The sequence below is a fragment of the Ancylobacter aquaticus genome (genome assembly GCF_004339465.1).
GTDB lineage: Bacteria > Pseudomonadota > Alphaproteobacteria > Rhizobiales > Xanthobacteraceae > Ancylobacter > Ancylobacter aquaticus.
Genome location: NZ_SMFY01000002.1, coordinates 300,275 through 317,796, shown reverse-complemented (window position 1 = coordinate 317,796; position 17,522 = coordinate 300,275). Strand labels below are relative to the sequence as shown.

Sequence of the window (17,522 nt, the reverse complement as noted above, 5' to 3'; positions counted from 1 at the left end):
GTCAGTTGATCGGGAACGGGAAATACTTGGCGTTGATCTTGGCGAAGGTGCCGTCGGCCTCGATTTCCTTGATCGCCTTGTTCAGCGCCTCGCGCAGTTCATTGTCCTCCTGGCGGACGGCGATGCCGGTACCCTGCGGGTTCACGTCCTTGAGGTCCGGCCCGACGAACGAGCAGCACTTGCCGTCGGTGGACTTCTCCAGCCATTCATAAAGCACGAACTTGTCGGCGAGCACGGCGTCGAGGCGACCGGCGGCCAGGTCGGCATTGGCTTCGTCCTGGGTCGGGTAGAGCTTGATCTCGGAATCCTTATACTTGTCTTCGAGATAGGTCGCGCCGGTGGTCGAGGACTGCGCGCCGATGGTCTTGCCCTTCAGCGCCGCCGGGGCGATGTCGGTGATGGCGGTGTCCTTGGGCGCGATGAAGCTGCCGGGCGTCAGGTAGTAGGGAATGGTGAAGGACACCTTTTCCTTGCGCTCGTCGGTGATCGACATCGAGGCGAGGATGAGGTCGTATTTCTTGGCGAGCAGCGCGGGAATGATTCCGTCCCAATCCTGCGCGATGAAGGTGCATTCCACCTTCATCTTGGCGCACAGCGCCTCGCCGATCTCAATGTCGAAGCCGACGAGCTTGCCCGCCGAGTCGACCGAATTGAAGGGCGGATAGGCGCCCTCGGTGCCGATGCGAACCTTCTTGGTCTCGGCCTGCACGGCGCCCGCGCCAATGGCGAGAGCGGCGGCCGCGATCAGAATCCTGGCGATTTTCATGTAGCTGTTCCCGTAACCGGCGCCGGATGCTCCAGCGTCCCAGGCGCGAGGCTAGGTCGATGGCGGGCCGCAGGCAATCGTGGAAACACCCAACCTTTGGCGGGGTCTGTCAAAAATGACTAAAGCTGCCTCGGGCGAAGGACACGGGCGCCCCGTCGCCGTCGCGGACCATGAGGCCCTGCCCCTCTACCGTGTGCCCGATCACGGACACGCCGATGCCGGCCGTGGTGGCCACGGTGTGGAACCGGCTGAGCGCGTGATGCGGCACGACGGCGAGGATTTCGTAGTCGTCGCCGCCCGTGAGCGCCACTTCCAGCAGGGTCGGCTCGGTCTCCACCGCCCGCCGCGCGGCGGGGCTGAGCGGCACGCGAGCCGTGTCGATCTCCCCGCCTATGCCCGAGGCATCCAGCATCTTGGCGAGGTCGCCGATCAGCCCGTCGGAGACGTCCATCGCCGCGCTGGCGTGCTCCCGCAGCGCCCGGATGAGGGGCAGGCGCGGGCGCGGCAGCAAATAGCGGTCGAGAAGAAAGGCGCGCTCCTCCCCGTTCAACGCCGTGAATCCCGACCGCTCCGGGGCATGCCGCAGGGCGAGCCCGAGTGCCGCGTCGCCGATGGTGCCGCTGACCACGATGGCCTGGCCGGCCCGGGCGCCCGTGCGGCGGACCATCTCGCCCGTCGGCACGGCGCCGATGGCGGTGAGGGAAATCGTGAACGGACCGGGGGTCCGCACGGTGTCGCCGCCCAGAAGCGGCGCGTCATACAGCGCGGCGTCGGCGCCGATGCCGCGAGCGAAGGCCTCGAGCGCGACGACATCCATGTCGGGCGGAATGGCGAAGGCCAGCATCACGCCCAGCGGGCGCGCGCCCTTGGCGGCGAGATCGGAGAGGTTGACCCGCATCGCCTTGCGGGCGATCGCTTCCGGCGGGTCGTCGGCGAAGAAATGCACGCCGGCAACCAGCGCATCTTTGGTGAGCACCAGTTCATGCGCCGGCGGCACCGCCAGCAGGGCGGCGTCGTCCTTGAGGCCCAGCGCCCCGGGATGGGTGGCAATTGGAGCGAACAGCCGGGCGATCAGCGCATCCTCGCCGGACGGCTTTGCGCCACTGGAACCGTCCGCCATTGCCTGCTCCCGTCTAGCCGGTGAAATCGGCCGGCCGCTTCTCCCGCGCAATGCCGTCGAGCACCGCATTGACCATGCCGGTCTCCTCCCGATCGAGGAAGGCCGCCGCAACATTCACATATTCGGCGATGACGACACGGGCAGGAACGTCCGGGCGCTCGGAAAGTTCATAGGTCCCAGCCCGCAGCGTCGCGCGCAGCACCGCCTCGATGCGCTTGAGCGGCCAGCCATGGACCAGCGCGGCGTCCAGCAGCAGATCGACGCTCCGCTGCTCGCGCACCACGCCGCCGACAATATCGCGAAACAAGGTGAGGTCGGCGGCGGCAATCTCGTCACCCTCAATTTCCTGCCCGATCCAGTGGCTCTCGAACTGGGCAAGGATTTCCGACAGCGGCGTCGCCGCGAGGTCCATCTGGTAGAGGGCCTGCACGGCGTTGAGGCGGGCGGCGCTCTTGCGAACGGGCTTGTGGCCGGCAGATTTGGCGGTCGGCTTGTCGTCTGCGGTCATGGCGCTCACCCGACCCGGCGCTTGAGGCGAAGTAGCGCCAGCGCCGCCTCGGCCGCACCGCCGCCCTTGTTACCTTCCGAAACCCGCGCCCGGACCCAGGCCTGCTCGTCGGTCTCGACGGTGAGGATGCCATTGCCGAGCGGCACTTTGCGCGCCACCGCAAGGTCCATCAGCGCACGTGACGATTCCCCGGCAACGATTTCGAAATGGTAGGTCTCGCCACGCACCACGCAACCGAGCGCCACGACTGCGTCATAGGGCCTGCCGGCCGCGAGGGCCGCGTCGAGCGCGATGGCAGCGGCGACCGGAATTTCGAGCGCCCCCGGCATCGAGATGACGTCGGCGCTCGCACCTGCCGCCTCCACAGCGCCAAGCGCGCCGTCCAGAAGCTCGTCGGCAATATCGTCGTAAAAGCGCGCTTCGACGATGAGAACCCGCTCGCCGGCAAGCGGCATGGTTTGAGCGGCATCGGATGCGCGCGGCGGGCGAGGGCTCGCCATGGTGTTACCTCATGAACTGACAGAGCCGACGACGTACAGGCGTCAACGGAACTCCGCAAGCCGCGCGGCGTAACGGGCCATCATGTCGACTTCGATATTGACACGCCCTCCCTTCCTCACGGCATTCCAGGTGGTGTTGGCAAGGGTGTGCGGAATGAGCAGGCAGGAGAAGCGGGTGGCGTCGACCTCGTTGACCGTCAGCGAGGTGCCGTCGAGCGTGACCGACCCCTTGATGGCGATGAAGGGTGCCAGGGAGGCTGGCGCATCGAAGGTGAAGCGTGTCGTCTCGCCCAGATCTTCGCGCGCCAGCACCTGCGCCACACCGTCGACATGGCCCTGCACGATGTGGCCGCCGAGTTCGTCGCCGATCTTCAGCGCGCGCTCAAGGTTGAGCCGCTGGCCGGCGGCCCAGTTGCCTGCCGTGGTGACAGCCAGCGTCTCGGGCGCCGCCTCGACCTCGAAGGCGTCGGGCTGGAGCGCCACGACGGTCAGGCACACACCCGAGCAGGCGATAGAGGCGCCGAGCGCGATGCCCGCGGTTTCATAGCGCGTGGCGATGGTGAGCCGCCGCACCTCGTGGCGAGGTTCGACCGCACGCAGGGTGCCGATGTCGGTGACGATGCCGGTGAACATTCTAGCGACGCCTCATGATGCGCAGATGGTCCGCGCCGTGCCATTCCTCTTCCACCACCGACAGATAGGCGTTCAGCGCGGAAAGCGGCAGTCCCTCAAGTGCATCGAGTGCGTCGGCACCTAAGGTCGACGGCGCCTCGAACAGGTTCACCTCGTCGACCAGGCCCGTGGCGACGAAGGACGCGACGAGGCGCGGGCCGGCTTCCACCATGACCCGCGTGAGGCCGCGCAGGGCCAGCAGCTTCAGCGCGTCGTTGAGGTCGAGCCCGCCATCGGGGCGACGGCGCACCCGCATCACCTCGATGCCCATGGCGCCCAGCATCGCTTCGGGCGCCGCCGGTGCGTCCTCGGCGGCGACGATCCACAGCGAGCCGACATCGAGGCTGCGGGCAAGCGCGCTGGTCGGGGACAGCCGAAGATCGGCATCGAGCACGATTCGCAGCGGCGAACGGTCCCGCATGCCCGGCAGGCGGCAGGTGAGCAGGGGATCGTCCGCGAGCACCGTGCCGATGCCGGTGAGCACCGCGTCATGGGTGGCCCGCAGCATGTGGACGCGCGCGCGCGTCGCCGGCCCGGTGATTGCTGCCGGACGGCGTCCCGCCAGCCCGACCTTGCCGTCGGCGGAGACGGCCATCTTGAGCATGATGTAGGGACGCCCTTCGGTGACGCGCCGTATATGCCCGGCATGGTCGACCAGAGCCTGTGCCGCGCCGACCCCGACCTCGACCGCAATGCCGGCCTCGCGCAGGATGGCGAAGCCGCGTCCCGCGACGCGGAAGTCCGGGTCCTGCACGGCCGCGACCACCCGCGAGATGCCCGAGGCGCGCACCGCGTCCACGCAGGGCGGCGTGCCGCCATGGTGCGAGCACGGCTCCAGCGTGACGTAGAGCGTCGCGCCGCGAGCGCCTTCCCCGGCCTGGGCAAGTGCCTGCGGTTCGGCATGGGGGCGCCCCCCGAGCGAGGTCCAGCCCCGGCCGAGCACAAGCGGTCCGCGCGGGCCCTCGCGCACGACCAGCGCGCCAACGGCGGGGTTCGGCCAGGTATGGCCCCGCTCGCGCCGGCCGATGCTCAGCGCCGCCGCCATCAGGGACGCGTCAGAGGCGGTTCCGGTCATGGCGTGGGGAAGCGGACTCGCATGGAGAACATCAGTCGTCGAGTCCCGGCTCACGCGGGCGGCCGCCGGGCAGTTCGTCCGTCGCCTCGTCCTCGACGAGCCGGGGCCCCAGTTCGCCCAGCAGGGTCTCGAAATCCTTGGCTTCCCGGAAATTACGGTAGACAGAGGCGAAGCGGACATAGGCGACGTCGTCGAGCTGCTTGAGGCTCTCCATCACCCTCTCGCCGATGATCTCGGAGGTGATTTCGCTCTCGCCCATGCTCTCCAGCCGCCGCACAAGGCCCGAGACGAGGCGCTCCACCCGCTCGGGGTCGACGGGACGCTTCCTCAGCGCCACCTCGATGGAGCGGGCGAGCTTGTCGCGATCGAACGGCACGCGGCGGCCGGAGCGCTTCAGCACGGTCAGCTCGCGCAGTTGCACCCGCTCGAAGGTGGTGAAGCGGCCGCCGCAATCGGGACAGATGCGGCGGCGGCGGATAGCGGCGCTGTCCTCGGTGGGACGGGAATCCTTGACCTGGGTGTCGAGGCTTCCGCAATAAGGACAGCGCATCTTGTGACCTCAGCTGTACATCGGGTAGCGGGCGAGCAGATCGGCGACCTTACCCCGCACGGCACTCTCCACGAGGCTATCCTCGTCCGTGCCCTTCTGCGAGAGCACGTCGAGCACTTCCGCGATCATGTCGCCGACCTGCTGGAATTCGGCCACGCCGAAGCCGCGTGTGGTGCCGGCCGGGGTGCCGAGTCGCACGCCCGACGTCACCATCGGCTTCTCAGGGTCGAACGGGATGCCGTTCTTGTTGCAGGTGATGTGAGCGCGGCCCAGCGCCGTCTCCGACACCTTGCCCGTCAGCTTCTTGGGACGCAGGTCGACCAGGACCAGATGTGTGTCGGTGCCGCCGGAGACGATCTCGAAGCCGTGGCCCTTCAGGTTTTCCGACAGCGCCTTGGCGTTCTCGACCACGTTCTTCGCGTAGAGCTTGAACTCCGGCTGCAGCGCTTCGCCAAAGGCGACGGCCTTGGCGGCGATGACGTGCATCAGCGGGCCGCCCTGGGTGCCGGGGAAGATGGCGGAGTTGAACTTCTTCGCCAAAGTCTCGTCATTGGTCAGGATCATGCCGCCGCGCGGGCCACGCAGGGTCTTGTGGGTGGTCGTCGTGGTCACATGCGCGTGCGGCACCGGGTTGGGATGCACGCCGCCGGCCACGAGCCCCGCGAAATGGGCCATGTCGACCATGAGATAGGCGCCGACCGAATCGGCAATGGCGCGCATCTTCGCGAAGTCGATATGGCGCGGATAGGCCGAGCCGCCGGCGATGATCACCTTCGGCTTGTGCTCGTCGGCGAGCTGGGCGACCTCTTCATAGTCGATGCGCTGGTCGTCGCGGCGCACATTATAGGGCACCGGCTTGAACCACTTGCCCGACAGGCTGACCGAGGCGCCATGGGTCAGATGACCGCCGGCGGCGAGGTTCAGGCCGAGGAAGGTGTCGCCCGGCTGCATGAGGGCGAAGAACACGGCGGTGTTCGCCTGCGCGCCGGAATGGGGCTGCACGTTGGCGAAGTCGGCGCCGAAGAGCTTCTTGGCGCGGTCGATGGCGAGTTGCTCGGCCACGTCGACATATTGGCAGCCGCCATAATAGCGGCGGCCGGGATAGCCCTCGGCATATTTGTTGGTGAGCACCGAACCCTGCGCCTCAAGCACGGCGCGCGAGACGATGTTCTCCGACGCGATGAGCTCGATCTCGTCGCGTTGACGGCCGAGCTCGGCGGAGATGGCGCCAGCGAGCTCCGGATCGGTCTCGGCCAGCGGAGCCGAGAAGAAACGGTTGATGAAGTTTTGGCTAGAAGCATGAGCTTCGGACGACATAGACCGGCCTCCCTGGGCGGTGGCGATGCCTCCCGGCCGGCGGCGTGCCGACCGCGAAATCGAGGCGGGTCGCTTAGCACAGCACCCCGGGCTTTCAAAGCATGCCACCCGCAAGGGTGCCTTGCATGCAGGCGGCAGCCGCAACGGAAGGGCGCGACACCGGCGCCGGAGACGGGGTGATGACAGGGCGTGGCTGCGGCGCGTATCGTCGCGCCCTCACCAGTCGCGAATCCGGGCCACGCCATGAAGATCATTCACTCGCCGCGCCATCTCGGCCATTCCGGCCATGTCGAACTGATGAACGGTCAGGTCGTCCCGGCCTTCGAGAAACCGGAACGAGTCGCGATGATCCTCAATGCGATCGGCGAGCGCCCCTTCGGCACATTGATCGAGCCGGCCGCCCACGGCCTCGATCCGCTGCTCAAGGTCCACGACGCCACCTATGTCCGCTTTCTCGCCAATGCATGGGCGATGTGGACGGCCGACGGGCGGGAGTTCCCGGCCCTGCCGAGCTTCTGGCGGGCGCCGGGCATGCGGACCGACATCGAGCCCGAGACCATCGACGGCAAGCTCGGCCATTTCTCCTTCGACGCTGGCTGCTGCATGGTGGCGGGCACTTGGGACGCGGTGCAGGCTGCCGCTGATATCGCGCTGACCGGGGCCGATCTTGTCGCCGGCGGCGAGAAAACCGCCTTCGCCCTGTGCCGCCCTCCGGGCCACCACGCCCATGCCGCGACGATGGGCGGCTACTGCTTCATCAACAATGCCGCCGTGGCGGCGCAAAGCCTGCGGGACCAAGGTGCCGCCCGTGTCGCCATCCTCGATGTCGACTACCATCACGGCAACGGCACGCAGGCGATTTTCTATGACCGCCCGGACGTGCTGGTCTGCAACATCCACGCCGATCCGCTGCAGGAGTTCCCCTATTTCCTAGGTTATGCCGACGAGATCGGCAGCGGCGCCGGCGAGGGCTTCAACGCGAACTACCCGCTGCGCTGGGGCACGGATTATGCCGGCTGGGGTGCCGCATTGGACGCGGCCTGCGCGCGGATCGAGGCCTTCGGGCCAGACGTCTTGGTCGTCTCCCTGGGTGTCGACACCTACAAGGACGACCCGATCTCGCAGTTCCAGTTGGACAGTCCGGATTATCTGAAGATCGGTGCCCGCATCGCGGCCCTTTCCCGCCCGACCCTGTTCGTGATGGAGGGCGGGTATGCCGTCGAGGCGATCGGGGTCAACATTGCCAATACGTTGGAAGGGTTTCTTCAGCGATAGAAGGCGTGGGCCGATCAGAGCCGATAGAGGATCTGGTCGGTCCAGAACCGCTCCAGACGGCTCAATGCCTTGTTGAGCTGCTGGAAATCCTGCGGGCCGATACCGCCGATCTGCTCGATGGTGGCGAGGTGCTTGGCGTGGAGGCCTTCAACAAGGTCGCGTACCTCCTCGCCTTTCCCCGTCAGCCGGATCCGTACCGAGCGACGGTCCACCCGCGAGCGGCGGTGGTCGAGAAAGCCGGTCTCCACGAGTTTCTTGAGATTGTACGAGACATTGGCGCCGAGATAATAGCCGCGCGTGCGCAGCTCGGCAGCGGTCAACTCGGCATCGCCAATGTTGAACAGCAGCAGCGCCTGCACGGCGTTGATGTCCTCGCGCTCCCGCCGGTCGAGTTCGTCCTTCACGACGTCGAGCAGCCGCCGGTGCAGCCGTTCCACCAGTGTCACGGCTTCCCGGTAAAGCGGGCGAATCGATTCCCGCCGTTCATCCTCGGCCTCGTTGATGCTGACGACATTGGCCGCCTGACCTGCGCGCATGTTCGTACCCCGATCTCAGAAATGGGGATTGGCTCCCTCTCATGAGGCGGCGAGCTTCACGCCGGCGGGGCTAAGATCGGTTTAAGCGACAGGCTGAATCCTTCGTCACCGCAGCAGGTTAACGAAAGGTGAAGGGCTTAGCGCTCGCTCTCGCGCGCAGCCTTGTAGGTGAGGAAGGCGTAGGCCGCGACAAGCACGGTCTCGATGGCGGCAACGATCATCAGCCGACCGACGCCCTCTGGCGCCGAGGCGTTGATGAGAATCTGCACCATCGCGGTCACCAGCCAGAGCACGACACCCCAGGACGCGCCGAGCCAGAGGCCAACAGCGGCCACGGGATTCATGATGGCTGCCCAGATGACCGCCGACTGGGCCGCCAAGGAGAGCATTTCGAAGCGACTGGTGTCCCCGTCCCAGACGCCGCAGACGAGGGTCCAGCTATAGACCGTCTTCACCATGAGGAAGCCGGCGAGGCAGCGCAGATAGAGAAGAACGCGCGATTGCCAGAGCGGCATGCGGGCGCCGGCCGGGCCGAGGGTGGCATCGATAGGGTCGTAGGGCGAACTCATCCCGCTTCCATACTCCAAATCGCCGCTAGGCAAGCAGCAATTCGTCGTCGAGCGGTTCGTCAAACAGCGCGGCGATGGAGGCGGGATCGACATCGTCCAATCGAGCCGGCTGCCAGACTGGCTTCTGGTCCTTGTCCACCAGCACCGCGCGCACGCCCTCGAAGAAGTCATGCTGGTTGAGCAGGCGCGAAACCAGGCGGAACTCCAGCGCGAGGCAGCCGGCGAGATCGAGGCCGAGCCCGCGCTGCATCTGCTGGAAGGCAATGTGGACGCTGGTGGGCGAGGCCCGCCGGAGAGTCTCCAGCTGGAGCCGTGCGAAGGCGGCCACCTCGCCCTCCCCCTCGCCCACCTTTTCCAGCGCGATGGCGATGGCGACCGCCGACCCGCCGGCGAAGATGCGGTCGATATGCGGGTAGAGGCTCGCAAGGTCGGGGGCCGGTGGACGGGCGGCCATGCGCCCGAGGAGCGTCTCCATCGCCTCGCCCGCCGCCAGCGCGTCGACAAGCTCGGGCCAGCGGTCGGTCGGGATGTGATGGGTGTAGAGACCGAGCGCGAGCGCATCCGCCATGCCGATGCGCGCCCCGGTCATGGCGAGCCATGTGCCGCTCCAGCCGGGAAGGCGCGGCAGCACGAACGTGCCGCCGACATCCGGGAACAGGCCGATGGCAACTTCCGGCATCGCGAAGCCGAGGTTCTCGCCGGCCACGCGGTAGCGGCCATGGCCGGTAAGGCCGAAGCCGCCGCCGAAGCACAGGCCATCGACCAGGGAGACGAAGGGCTTGGGGTAGCGGGCGATGAGATAGTCCAGCGCGTATTCGTCGCGCCAGTACTGCCGCGCCTCGTCCTTGCGGCCGCTGCGCCCGAGCTCCGCCATGGCGCGCACGTCTCCGCCGACGCAGAAGGCGCGTGGATGGGCCGAGCGCAGCACGACCTGGGCGATGCGGGGATCGGCGATCCAGGCCCGCAATCGCGCATCCATGGCCTGCACCATCGGATGGTCAACGGCGTTGAGCGCCCGTGGCCGGTCGAGCGTCACGATGCCGACCGCGCCGCGCTCCTCGAAGCCGATGCCGATATCTGCTGTCCTGTCGCTCATGCCGCGTCCCTGTTCCCGCTCCGCCACTTAAGCCTTTCCCCCTCGACCGCAATGCCACATCCAGCGAAGCAGGGCTGCCGCAAGGGTTGCCGCGTCAACATGCCCCGCGACCCAAGGCCGGGCGTATACGCAATCAACCGGGTGAAGAGGTCGCGCGCAGCGTCGTATGGAGCTATAACCATTCGAAAGTGCCGCGCCGGAGGCGACGCGGCGGGATCCCGCCCTCTCGGCGAGTGTCTTTGCGAGCGTGTCCATGACCATTCCCTTCGCCCGTCCGCGCCCCGTCCATCCCGAGCCCTCCGGCCGGCCGGATGCGTCGTCGCGGCTCGATCTGGTGCAGCGCCCCCGGCGCAACCGCAAGTCCGAATGGGCGCGCCAGCTGCTGCGCGAAAACACGCTCACGGTCGCCGACCTGATCTGGCCGATCTTCGTCAAGGACGGCCATGGCGAGCGCACCGAGATCGGCTCAATGCCGGGCGTCGAGCGTCTTTCCGTCGATGAGGCGGTGCGCGAGGCGGAGCGGGCCGCGCGGCTCGGCATTCCGGCACTGGCGCTGTTTCCCTACACCGATCCGGCGCTGCGCTCGGCCGATGGACGCGAGGCGCTGAATTCGGCCAATCTCGTCTGCCGCACCCTGCGGGCCATCAAGGACGCCGTACCGGGCATCGGGCTGATTACCGATGTCGCACTCGATCCCTATACAAGCCATGGCCATGATGGGCTGCTCGACGGCGAGGGTCGCATCCTCAATGACGAGACGGTGGCCGTGCTGGTCGAGCAGGCGCTTGTGCAAGCGGAAGCCGGTGCCGATGTCATCGCCCCGTCCGACATGATGGACGGGCGTGTGGGGGCGATCCGCCGGGCGCTCGATGGTGAGGGCTACCACGACGCCCAGATCCTCGCCTACAGCGCCAAATATGCCTCCGCCTTCTACGGGCCGTTCCGCGATGCGGTGGGCTCAACCGGCTGCCTCCAGGGCGACAAGCGCACCTACCAGATGGACCCCGCCAATGGCATGGAGGCGCTGCGCGAGGCGGCGCTAGACATCGAGGAAGGCGCGGACATGCTGATGGTGAAGCCCGGCCTGCCCTATCTCGACATCGTCTACCGGCTCAAGGAAACCTTTGGCCTGCCGACCTTCGCCTATCAGGTGTCGGGCGAATACGCGATGATCGAGGCCGCCGCCCGCAATGGCTGGATCGACGGCGAGAAGGCGATGATGGAAAGCCTGATGGCGTTCAAGCGCGCCGGTGCCGACGGCATCCTCACCTATTTCGCCCCGCGCGTGGCGGAAAAGCTCGCCCGCGACAGCTAGCGCCGCGCATGCCAGGCTGCAGGAACGGCTGCCATCGCCTGCTGCAACTTGCCCTGATGTGCCTCGGCCTGCTGCTGTCTGGCTGCAGCTCGGTGATCGACGCCGATCAGGCGCGTCTTTGCCGGGCGACGGCGCCTGCCCTTCACGACGAGGGCACCGAAATCGTCGAAACGCAGATTGCGCCGGTACTCAACGACCCCGCCGCGCTGCGCTACCGCTACCGCGCGCGGGGGCCCCTCGGCAGCGCACCCCATGAGATCGTTTGCCGGTTCGCGGCCCAAGCTGGCGCCGGCCGATTCCAACTCGCCGGGCTCGTACAGGACGGCACGCCGCTGGGCGTGGTGAAGCTCTACATCCTCAAGCGCTGGTGGCTGGAGGAAAGCCGAGGCGAAGCGCGCGGCGCGCCGCTCTTTCGCCTCGGCATGCGCGGTGCGTACTGGCTCCAGCAGGCACTGGGTGGGCTTGTACTGATGGGTGTCTATGGCCTCATCGCCACCGGCTTTGCACTGGTCCATGGACTTTATGGACGGATCAACCTCGCCTTCGGGGAGGTGGCCGTGGCCGGAGGCGTCTACATGCTGGTGGCGGTCAGCATTGCCGGCGCGGTGGGGCGGCTCGGGCCGGCCGGGCTGATGGCGGCTCTCCTGGCGGGTATCGGCGGCGCGGCGCTGCTGAGCTGGGTGATCGGGCGCACGGTGATCGCGCCCATCGTCGTCCGTGCCCGCTCGGCGCAGCCGGTGCTCATCGCCACGCTGGCCGTCGCCATCGTGCTTGCGGAACTCTTCCGTCTCACTTCCCCCTTGCGTGAAAACTGGCTGCCCGCGCTCATGAGCCGGCCGATCTTCATCGCCGGGCAGGACGGTTTCATTGCCACCGCGACACCGGCGCAGTTCCTTGCCGCCGGCCTCACGCTGACCGGCATTTCGCTGCTGCTCGGCCTTGTCCGCTTCACCGGATATGGCCGCAGCTGGCGCGCCCATGCCGATGATCCGCTGATGGCAGCGCTCATCGGGGTGCGGGTCCCGCGGCTGGTGGGCGTCACTTTCGCGCTGGCGGGAAGCTGCGCCGGGCTTGCGGGGGTGGCCATGGTGGTGGCCTATGGAACGATTACGCCCGGCGACGGGCTGTCGATGACGCTCAAAGCCTTGATTTCGGCTATTATTGGCGGCATTGGCTCCGTGCCGGGCGCCCTTCTTGGCGCCGCCCTCGTCGCCAGCGTCGAAATCGTGTGGTCCTCGGCCTTCGATATCGCGTATCGCGACGTGGTGATCTATTCCCTTCTGGCGGCCGTTCTCATTCTGCGGCCGGAAGGCCTTCTTCAGCGTGCGGCTGCTTCGCCGCGAGAATTCTGAGTGGTTCGATGACCCTGCCCGTAACCCCCGCCGATGTCGCCGCCGCCCGCAAGGTGCTGGACGGCGCGGTGCTGCGCACGCCTACCCTGCCGGCGCCGCGCCTCTCGGCGATTACGGGCGCTCATGTCTATGTGAAATACGAGAACCTGCAGGTCACGGCGAGCTTCAAGGAGCGCGGTGCGCTGACCAAGCTTGCCAGCCTTTCCGCCCAGGAGCGCGCCGCCGGTGTCGTTGCCATGTCGGCCGGCAATCATGCGCAGGCGGTGGCCTATCACGCGGCGCGGCTTGGCATCCGCGCGACCATCGTGATGCCCAAGCATACGCCGATCGTGAAGGTGGCCGCCACCGAGGCGCATGGCGCCCGCGTGGTGCTGCACGGCGAATCGGTCGGCGACGCGTCGGAAGAGGCGGACCGCATCGCCCAGTCGGAACATCTGGTCTGGGTCCATCCCTATGACGACCGCCACGTCATTGCCGGCCAGGGCTCCATCGCCTCCGAGATGCTGGAGGACGCGCCCGACCTCGACGCCCTTCTGGTGCCCGTCGGCGGCGGCGGCATGATTTCCGGCATGGCGGTGGCGGCGCGCGACATGCGGCCGAACATCGAGATCGTCGGCGTCGAGACCCGGCTCTACCCCTCGATGTGGAACGCGCTCCACCAGCAGTCCCTGCCCTGCGAAGGCGCGACGCTGGCGGAAGGCATCGCGGTGAAGCAGGCGGGCACACTGACGCGTGAACTCGTCTCGGCGCTGGTGTCCGACGTGGTGCTGGTGGGCGAGCCGACCATTGAGCGGGCCGTGAACCTGTTCCTGACCCAGCAGAAGACTCTGGCCGAGGGCGCCGGCGCGGCCGGGCTCGCCGCCCTGCTCGCCGATCCCGACCGCTATCGCGGCCGCAAGGTCGGGTTGGTGGTATCAGGCGGAAATATCGACCCGCGCATCGTCGCCTCGATCATGATGCGCGAACTGGAGCGCGAGGAGCGCATCGTCTCCTTCCGCTTCTCCATGCTGGACCGGCCGGGCGAACTCGGCATCATCGCGAGCCTGTTGGGCGGCCTTGGCGCCAACATTCTTGAAGTGGAGCACAAGCGCCATTTCCTTGACGTGCACGCCAAGGGTGCCCGGCTCGACGTGACGGTGGAGACCCGTGACCGCGCCCATGCCGACACGGTCTACCATGCGCTGATCGAGAACGGCATGGAAGTGGTGCGGGTGGACTGGCAGTCGGCCGGCTGACGCGCGTCGGAGCGCCAGGCGCGGCGCTCCGTGAAAAACGTCCCCACGGTTCGACAAGTGGCGGGGCGGCAGGCCCTTGCCCACGCCGTGGGGCACCCCACCTGACGGGGCAGGAGGAGACCGGCATGTTCGATACACGCAATGGCGAGGAAGAGAGGCCCTATGCCTTCGATCCGCTCGTCGAGCCGGAATATTTTCGCGGCGTGCTCTCCCGCCGGTTCATGGCGTTCCTCATCGACACCGTGATCATCTGCGCGCCTGTCGGCGTGGCGGCGCTGCTGATCTTCGTCTTCGGCTTTCTCACTTTAGGGCTCGGCTGGTTTTTGTTCAGCCTGCTGGGGCCGGGCTATGTGGTCTGGGCGCTGGTCTATGTCGGACTCACCCTGGGCGGGCCGCGCTCGGCCACGCTCGGCATGCGCGCCATGGGAATCGAGATGCGGGTGTGGCACGGCGCGCCGATGTCGCCCATGCTGGCCGTGGTTAGCCTCGTGCTGTTCTGGGTGTCGGTGAGCGTCTTCACCCCCTTCGTCACCGTCATCGGCCTGCTCAACCGGCGCAAGCGGCTGGCGCATGATTTCATCATCGGCACGGTCGTGACTAACAACGACGAGCGGGCCGGCGAACTGCGCGGCTACCGCTGAACCTGCGGTCCTTTGCGGATTGGTGCGGCCCGCCTCAACGCAGGCTTTGACGTCGCGGCCGGGGCGCGCGATCCTCCGCCATTCGCAACGTGAACATGCCGTGACCGAACACTCGCGCGACACACCGCAATTCTACCTGACCGCCCCTTCGCCCTGCCCCTATCTGGCGGGGCGCTCGGAGCGGAAGGTGTTCACGCATCTGGTCGGCGAGCGGGCCACCCAGCTCAATGACGTGCTGACCCATGGCGGGTTCCGGCGCAGCCAGTCCATTGCCTATCGCCCCGCCTGCGAGCAGTGTCGCGCCTGCGTCTCGGTGCGGGTGTGCGTCGACGATTTCCGTGAGACGCGCAGCTTCCGCCGCGTCCGCGAGGGCAATGCCGACCTCATCGGCGACATCCGCGCCGCGATCCCCACCGCCGAGCAATATTCGCTGTTCCGGCTTTATCTCGACAGCCGGCACTCCGATGGCGGCATGGCCGACATGACGGTGCTGGACTACGCGATGATGGTGGAGGACAGCCATGTCCGCACCCGGCTGATCGAATACCGGCGTCACGGGCCCGGCACGGCGGTGAGCGGGCGCGGACAGGGCGCGCTCTACGGCGTGGCGCTGACCGACGTGCTCGCCGACGGCCTGTCCATGGTCTATTCGTTCTATGACCCGGAGCGGGCCGGCCGCTCGCTCGGCACCTATATGATCCTCGACCACATCGCCAAGGCGAAGGCCATGGGCCTTCCTTATGTCTATCTCGGCTACTGGGTCGAGGGCTCCGACAAGATGAACTACAAGCGCCGCTTCCTGCCGCAGGAACGCCTCGCGCCGGCAGGCTGGCTGCGGGTGGAGGAATAGGCGGGTTCTCCTCGGCCGTACCTCGCGTCATCGCGTTGTGACGTCCCGCGTCTAGCACACTGGAACGCTTCCAACCCGGAGCGGGACAGATTGCCGGAGCCCCCCATGACCGACGACCTTTCTGCACACCAGGAATCGCCCTTCCGCACCAGCCTGCTGGAAGAGGCCGACGGCGCAGGCAGCAACCCGACGCTCAACCCGACCATGGGCGAGCTGATCTCGATCCGCTTTTCCCGCCGTGGCCTTCTCCGGGGTGCCCTCGCCGTCTCCGCCATCGCCGCCACCGTCGGGCCCGTCGCTCTGATGTCGGCCGGGAAGGCACAGGCTGCCAGCGACGGCGCCGGGTCCGCCAGTGACTCGGCCTTCAGCTTCGTCGAGGTCGAGGCCGGCGTCGACGAGACCCACCATGTCGCCGAGGGCTATGACGCCGAGGTGCTGCTGCGCTGGGGCGACCCGCTGTTCGCCGATTCGCCGGAATTCGACCCGACGAACCAGACCGCCGAGGCCCAGCGCCGGCAGTTCGGCTACAATAACGACTATGTCGGCTTCATCCCGCTCGACGGCTCGTCCGAGCACGGGCTGCTGGTGGTGAACCACGAATATACCAACGAGCACCTGATGTTCCCCGGCATCGTCAGCGTCGCCGAGGGCAAGCTGAAGGTGGCGCCGGCGGACAAGGCGCGCGTCGACATCGAGATGGCCGCGCATGGCGGCACCGTCGTCGAAATCCGCAAGGTCGCGGGCACCTGGCAGGTGGTGCGCGAGGGCAAACTGAACCGTCGGATCACCGCGACGACGCCGATGCAGATCACCGGCCCGGCCGCCGGCAGCGAACGCCTGAAGACGGCGGAAGACGCGACCGGCACACGCGTGATCGGCACGCTGAACAACTGCGCCGGTGGCGTTACGCCCTGGGGCACCTATGTCATGGCCGAGGAGAATTTCCACGGCTATTTCCTCGGCACGCTGCCCGAAGGCAACAAGGAGGCCGCCAACTACAAGCGCTACGGCGTGCCGGAAGCCTCCTATGAATGGGGCAACGTCTATGACCGCTTCGACCTCGCCAAGGAGCCGAACGAGCCGAACCGTTTCGGCTGGATCGTCGAAGTCGATGTGAACGACCCCAACTCCGTGCCGAAGAAGCGCACCGCGCTCGGCCGCTTCAAGCATGAGGGCGCGGAGTCGATCGTCGCCAAGGACGGGCGCGTCGTGTTCTATCTCGGCGACGACGAGCGCTTCGACTATGTCTACAAATTCGTCACCTCGGGCACGTTCAACCCGAATGACCGCGCCGCCAACATGGACCTGCTCGATTCTGGCACGCTCTACGTCGCGAAATTCGATGCCGACGGCGCGCTGGAATGGCTCCCGCTGGTGTTCGGCCAGGGTTCGCTGACCGCCGCGAACGGCTTTGACAGCCAGGCCGATGTGCTGATCGAAACCCGCCGCGCCGCCGATCTGCTCGGTGCGACGAAGATGGATCGTCCCGAGGATGTCCAGCCGAACGGCGTCAACGGCAAGGTCTATGTCATGCTGACCAACAATACGCGCCGCAAGGACGACCAGGTCGACGCCGCCAATCCCCGCGCCAAGAACGCCTTCGGCCATATCATCGAGATCGCCGAGGCGGATGGCGACTTCGCCGCCACCAATGGCCGATGGGAAGTCCTGCTGAAATGCGGCGATCCTTCCGTCGCGGCGGTGGGCGCCACTTTCTCCACCGACACCACCCGCAATGGCTGGTTCGGCATGCCCGACAACTGCGCCGTCGATTCCGCCGGCCGGCTTTGGGTATCGACCGACGGCAACAACCCCAAGGACACCGGCCGCACCGACGGACTCTGGGCGGTGGACACCGAGGGTGGCGCGCGGGCGACCTCGAAGCTGTTCTTCCGCGTGCCGGTGGGCGCGGAGATGTGTGGCCCGCTTTTCACGCCGGACGACCGCACCGCTTTTGTCGCCGTGCAGCATCCGGGCGATGGTGGCACGGATTGGGCACCCTTCGGCCGGCCTTCCTATTACGAGGATCTCTCCACCCGCTGGCCCGACTTCAAGGACGACATGCCGGTACGCCCGGCCGTGGTCGTCATCACCAAAAAGGATGGCGGCACGATCGGTTCGTGACGAGATCGCTGCCCCTCATCC

At 67.2% G+C, this 17,522-nt stretch carries 18 protein-coding genes; 7 read left to right on the top strand and 11 right to left on the bottom strand.

The window, feature by feature from the left end; translation table 11 throughout:
• Position 1: 1 nt before the first annotated feature.
• The 8 genes from EV667_RS11075 to glyA all read right to left on the bottom strand — a co-directional run bounded on the left by EV667_RS11075 (position 2) and on the right by glyA (position 6,508).
• Positions 2 to 766: an ABC transporter substrate-binding protein gene (locus tag EV667_RS11075; RefSeq protein WP_131835404.1), complete on the bottom strand. Its 765-nt coding sequence runs from the start codon at positions 764 to 766 to the stop codon at positions 2 to 4.
• Positions 767 to 875: 109 nt separating this feature from the next.
• Positions 876 to 1,886 (bottom strand): thiamine-phosphate kinase, encoded by a 1,011-nt coding sequence (gene thiL, locus EV667_RS11070; protein ID WP_131835403.1) that lies wholly within the window; start codon positions 1,884 to 1,886, stop codon positions 876 to 878.
• Positions 1,887 to 1,899: 13 nt separating this feature from the next.
• On the bottom strand, positions 1,900 to 2,394 hold the full coding sequence (gene nusB, locus EV667_RS11065; RefSeq protein WP_131835402.1) for a transcription antitermination factor NusB: 495 nt from the start codon (positions 2,392 to 2,394) through the stop codon (positions 1,900 to 1,902).
• 5 nt (positions 2,395 to 2,399) lie between these two features.
• Positions 2,400 to 2,894, bottom strand: coding sequence for a 6,7-dimethyl-8-ribityllumazine synthase (gene ribH, locus EV667_RS11060; protein ID WP_131835401.1), 495 nt, complete (start codon positions 2,892 to 2,894; stop codon positions 2,400 to 2,402).
• 42 nt (positions 2,895 to 2,936) lie between these two features.
• On the bottom strand, positions 2,937 to 3,527 hold the full coding sequence (locus tag EV667_RS11055) for a riboflavin synthase (protein ID WP_131835400.1): 591 nt from the start codon (positions 3,525 to 3,527) through the stop codon (positions 2,937 to 2,939).
• A 1-nt stretch (position 3,528) separates the two neighbouring features.
• Positions 3,529 to 4,641 carry a bifunctional diaminohydroxyphosphoribosylaminopyrimidine deaminase/5-amino-6-(5-phosphoribosylamino)uracil reductase RibD gene (gene ribD, locus EV667_RS11050; protein WP_131835399.1) on the bottom strand — a complete coding sequence of 371 codons (1,113 nt, stop codon included), beginning with the start codon at positions 4,639 to 4,641 and terminating at the stop codon, positions 3,529 to 3,531.
• 31 nt (positions 4,642 to 4,672) lie between these two features.
• Positions 4,673 to 5,191 (bottom strand): transcriptional regulator NrdR, encoded by a 519-nt coding sequence (gene nrdR / locus EV667_RS11045; RefSeq protein ID WP_131835398.1) that lies wholly within the window; start codon positions 5,189 to 5,191, stop codon positions 4,673 to 4,675.
• Positions 5,192 to 5,200: 9 nt separating this feature from the next.
• Complete coding sequence (gene glyA / locus EV667_RS11040) at positions 5,201 to 6,508, bottom strand: serine hydroxymethyltransferase (protein ID WP_131835397.1); 1,308 nt, start codon at positions 6,506 to 6,508, stop codon at positions 5,201 to 5,203.
• Positions 6,509 to 6,751: 243 nt separating this feature from the next.
• Here glyA and EV667_RS11035 point away from each other — a divergent pair, with 243 nt between their 5' ends.
• On the top strand, positions 6,752 to 7,783 hold the full coding sequence (locus EV667_RS11035) for a histone deacetylase family protein (protein WP_131835396.1): 1,032 nt from the start codon (positions 6,752 to 6,754) through the stop codon (positions 7,781 to 7,783).
• Between the two features lie 14 nt (positions 7,784 to 7,797).
• Here EV667_RS11035 and ldtR read toward each other — a convergent pair whose 3' ends face one another.
• The 3 genes from ldtR to EV667_RS11020 form a co-directional block, all read right to left on the bottom strand.
• Positions 7,798 to 8,319, bottom strand: coding sequence for a transcriptional regulator LdtR (gene ldtR, locus EV667_RS11030; protein WP_131835395.1), 522 nt, complete (start codon positions 8,317 to 8,319; stop codon positions 7,798 to 7,800).
• Positions 8,320 to 8,456: 137 nt separating this feature from the next.
• Positions 8,457 to 8,888: a DUF6163 family protein gene (locus EV667_RS11025; protein WP_131835394.1), complete on the bottom strand. Its 432-nt coding sequence runs from the start codon at positions 8,886 to 8,888 to the stop codon at positions 8,457 to 8,459.
• A gap of 25 nt (positions 8,889 to 8,913) precedes the next feature.
• The gene (locus EV667_RS11020) at positions 8,914 to 9,984 is read right to left on the bottom strand and encodes an enoyl-CoA hydratase/isomerase family protein (RefSeq protein WP_131835393.1); all 1,071 of its coding nucleotides are present in this window, start codon (positions 9,982 to 9,984) and stop codon (positions 8,914 to 8,916) included.
• Between the two features lie 253 nt (positions 9,985 to 10,237).
• Here EV667_RS11020 and hemB point away from each other — a divergent pair, with 253 nt between their 5' ends.
• The 6 genes from hemB to EV667_RS10990 all read left to right on the top strand — a co-directional run bounded on the left by hemB (position 10,238) and on the right by EV667_RS10990 (position 17,501).
• A complete protein-coding gene (gene hemB / locus EV667_RS11015) occupies positions 10,238 to 11,299 on the top strand; it encodes a porphobilinogen synthase (RefSeq protein WP_131835392.1) in 1,062 nt (353 codons plus the stop codon).
• A gap of 8 nt (positions 11,300 to 11,307) precedes the next feature.
• On the top strand, positions 11,308 to 12,651 hold the full coding sequence (locus EV667_RS11010) for a branched-chain amino acid ABC transporter permease (RefSeq protein WP_131835391.1): 1,344 nt from the start codon (positions 11,308 to 11,310) through the stop codon (positions 12,649 to 12,651).
• 8 nt (positions 12,652 to 12,659) lie between these two features.
• Complete coding sequence (locus EV667_RS11005; RefSeq protein WP_131835390.1) at positions 12,660 to 13,886, top strand: threonine ammonia-lyase; 1,227 nt, start codon at positions 12,660 to 12,662, stop codon at positions 13,884 to 13,886.
• A 125-nt stretch (positions 13,887 to 14,011) separates the two neighbouring features.
• Complete coding sequence (locus tag EV667_RS11000) at positions 14,012 to 14,527, top strand: RDD family protein (protein ID WP_131835389.1); 516 nt, start codon at positions 14,012 to 14,014, stop codon at positions 14,525 to 14,527.
• Positions 14,528 to 14,627: 100 nt separating this feature from the next.
• The gene (locus EV667_RS10995) at positions 14,628 to 15,377 is read left to right on the top strand and encodes an arginyltransferase (protein ID WP_131835388.1); all 750 of its coding nucleotides are present in this window, start codon (positions 14,628 to 14,630) and stop codon (positions 15,375 to 15,377) included.
• A 105-nt stretch (positions 15,378 to 15,482) separates the two neighbouring features.
• Positions 15,483 to 17,501 carry a PhoX family protein gene (locus EV667_RS10990; protein ID WP_131835387.1) on the top strand — a complete coding sequence of 673 codons (2,019 nt, stop codon included), beginning with the start codon at positions 15,483 to 15,485 and terminating at the stop codon, positions 17,499 to 17,501.
• Positions 17,502 to 17,522 lie beyond the last annotated feature (21 nt).

What these genes read in the sequence shown, in the direction of transcription:
- nusB (WP_131835402.1), bottom strand. Translation starts at nt 2,394, where the DNA reads ATGACCGCAGACGACAAGCCGACCGCCAAATCTGCCGGCCACAAGCCC.
- EV667_RS11000 (WP_131835389.1), top strand. Translation starts at nt 14,012, where the DNA reads ATGTTCGATACACGCAATGGCGAGGAAGAGAGGCCCTATGCCTTCGAT.
- EV667_RS11010 (WP_131835391.1), top strand. Translation starts at nt 11,308, where the DNA reads ATGCCAGGCTGCAGGAACGGCTGCCATCGCCTGCTGCAACTTGCCCTG.
- ribD (WP_131835399.1), bottom strand. Translation starts at nt 4,641, where the DNA reads ATGACCGGAACCGCCTCTGACGCGTCCCTGATGGCGGCGGCGCTGAGC.
- EV667_RS11075 (WP_131835404.1), bottom strand. Translation starts at nt 766, where the DNA reads ATGAAAATCGCCAGGATTCTGATCGCGGCCGCCGCTCTCGCCATTGGC.
- EV667_RS10990 (WP_131835387.1), top strand. Translation starts at nt 15,483, where the DNA reads ATGACCGACGACCTTTCTGCACACCAGGAATCGCCCTTCCGCACCAGC.
- EV667_RS11005 (WP_131835390.1), top strand. Translation starts at nt 12,660, where the DNA reads ATGACCCTGCCCGTAACCCCCGCCGATGTCGCCGCCGCCCGCAAGGTG.
- nrdR (WP_131835398.1), bottom strand. Translation starts at nt 5,191, where the DNA reads ATGCGCTGTCCTTATTGCGGAAGCCTCGACACCCAGGTCAAGGATTCC.
- glyA (WP_131835397.1), bottom strand. Translation starts at nt 6,508, where the DNA reads ATGTCGTCCGAAGCTCATGCTTCTAGCCAAAACTTCATCAACCGTTTC.
- EV667_RS11035 (WP_131835396.1), top strand. Translation starts at nt 6,752, where the DNA reads ATGAAGATCATTCACTCGCCGCGCCATCTCGGCCATTCCGGCCATGTC.
- EV667_RS11025 (WP_131835394.1), bottom strand. Translation starts at nt 8,888, where the DNA reads ATGAGTTCGCCCTACGACCCTATCGATGCCACCCTCGGCCCGGCCGGC.
- EV667_RS11055 (WP_131835400.1), bottom strand. Translation starts at nt 3,527, where the DNA reads ATGTTCACCGGCATCGTCACCGACATCGGCACCCTGCGTGCGGTCGAA.
- ribH (WP_131835401.1), bottom strand. Translation starts at nt 2,894, where the DNA reads ATGGCGAGCCCTCGCCCGCCGCGCGCATCCGATGCCGCTCAAACCATG.
- hemB (WP_131835392.1), top strand. Translation starts at nt 10,238, where the DNA reads ATGACCATTCCCTTCGCCCGTCCGCGCCCCGTCCATCCCGAGCCCTCC.
- ldtR (WP_131835395.1), bottom strand. Translation starts at nt 8,319, where the DNA reads ATGCGCGCAGGTCAGGCGGCCAATGTCGTCAGCATCAACGAGGCCGAG.
- thiL (WP_131835403.1), bottom strand. Translation starts at nt 1,886, where the DNA reads ATGGCGGACGGTTCCAGTGGCGCAAAGCCGTCCGGCGAGGATGCGCTG.
- EV667_RS11020 (WP_131835393.1), bottom strand. Translation starts at nt 9,984, where the DNA reads ATGAGCGACAGGACAGCAGATATCGGCATCGGCTTCGAGGAGCGCGGC.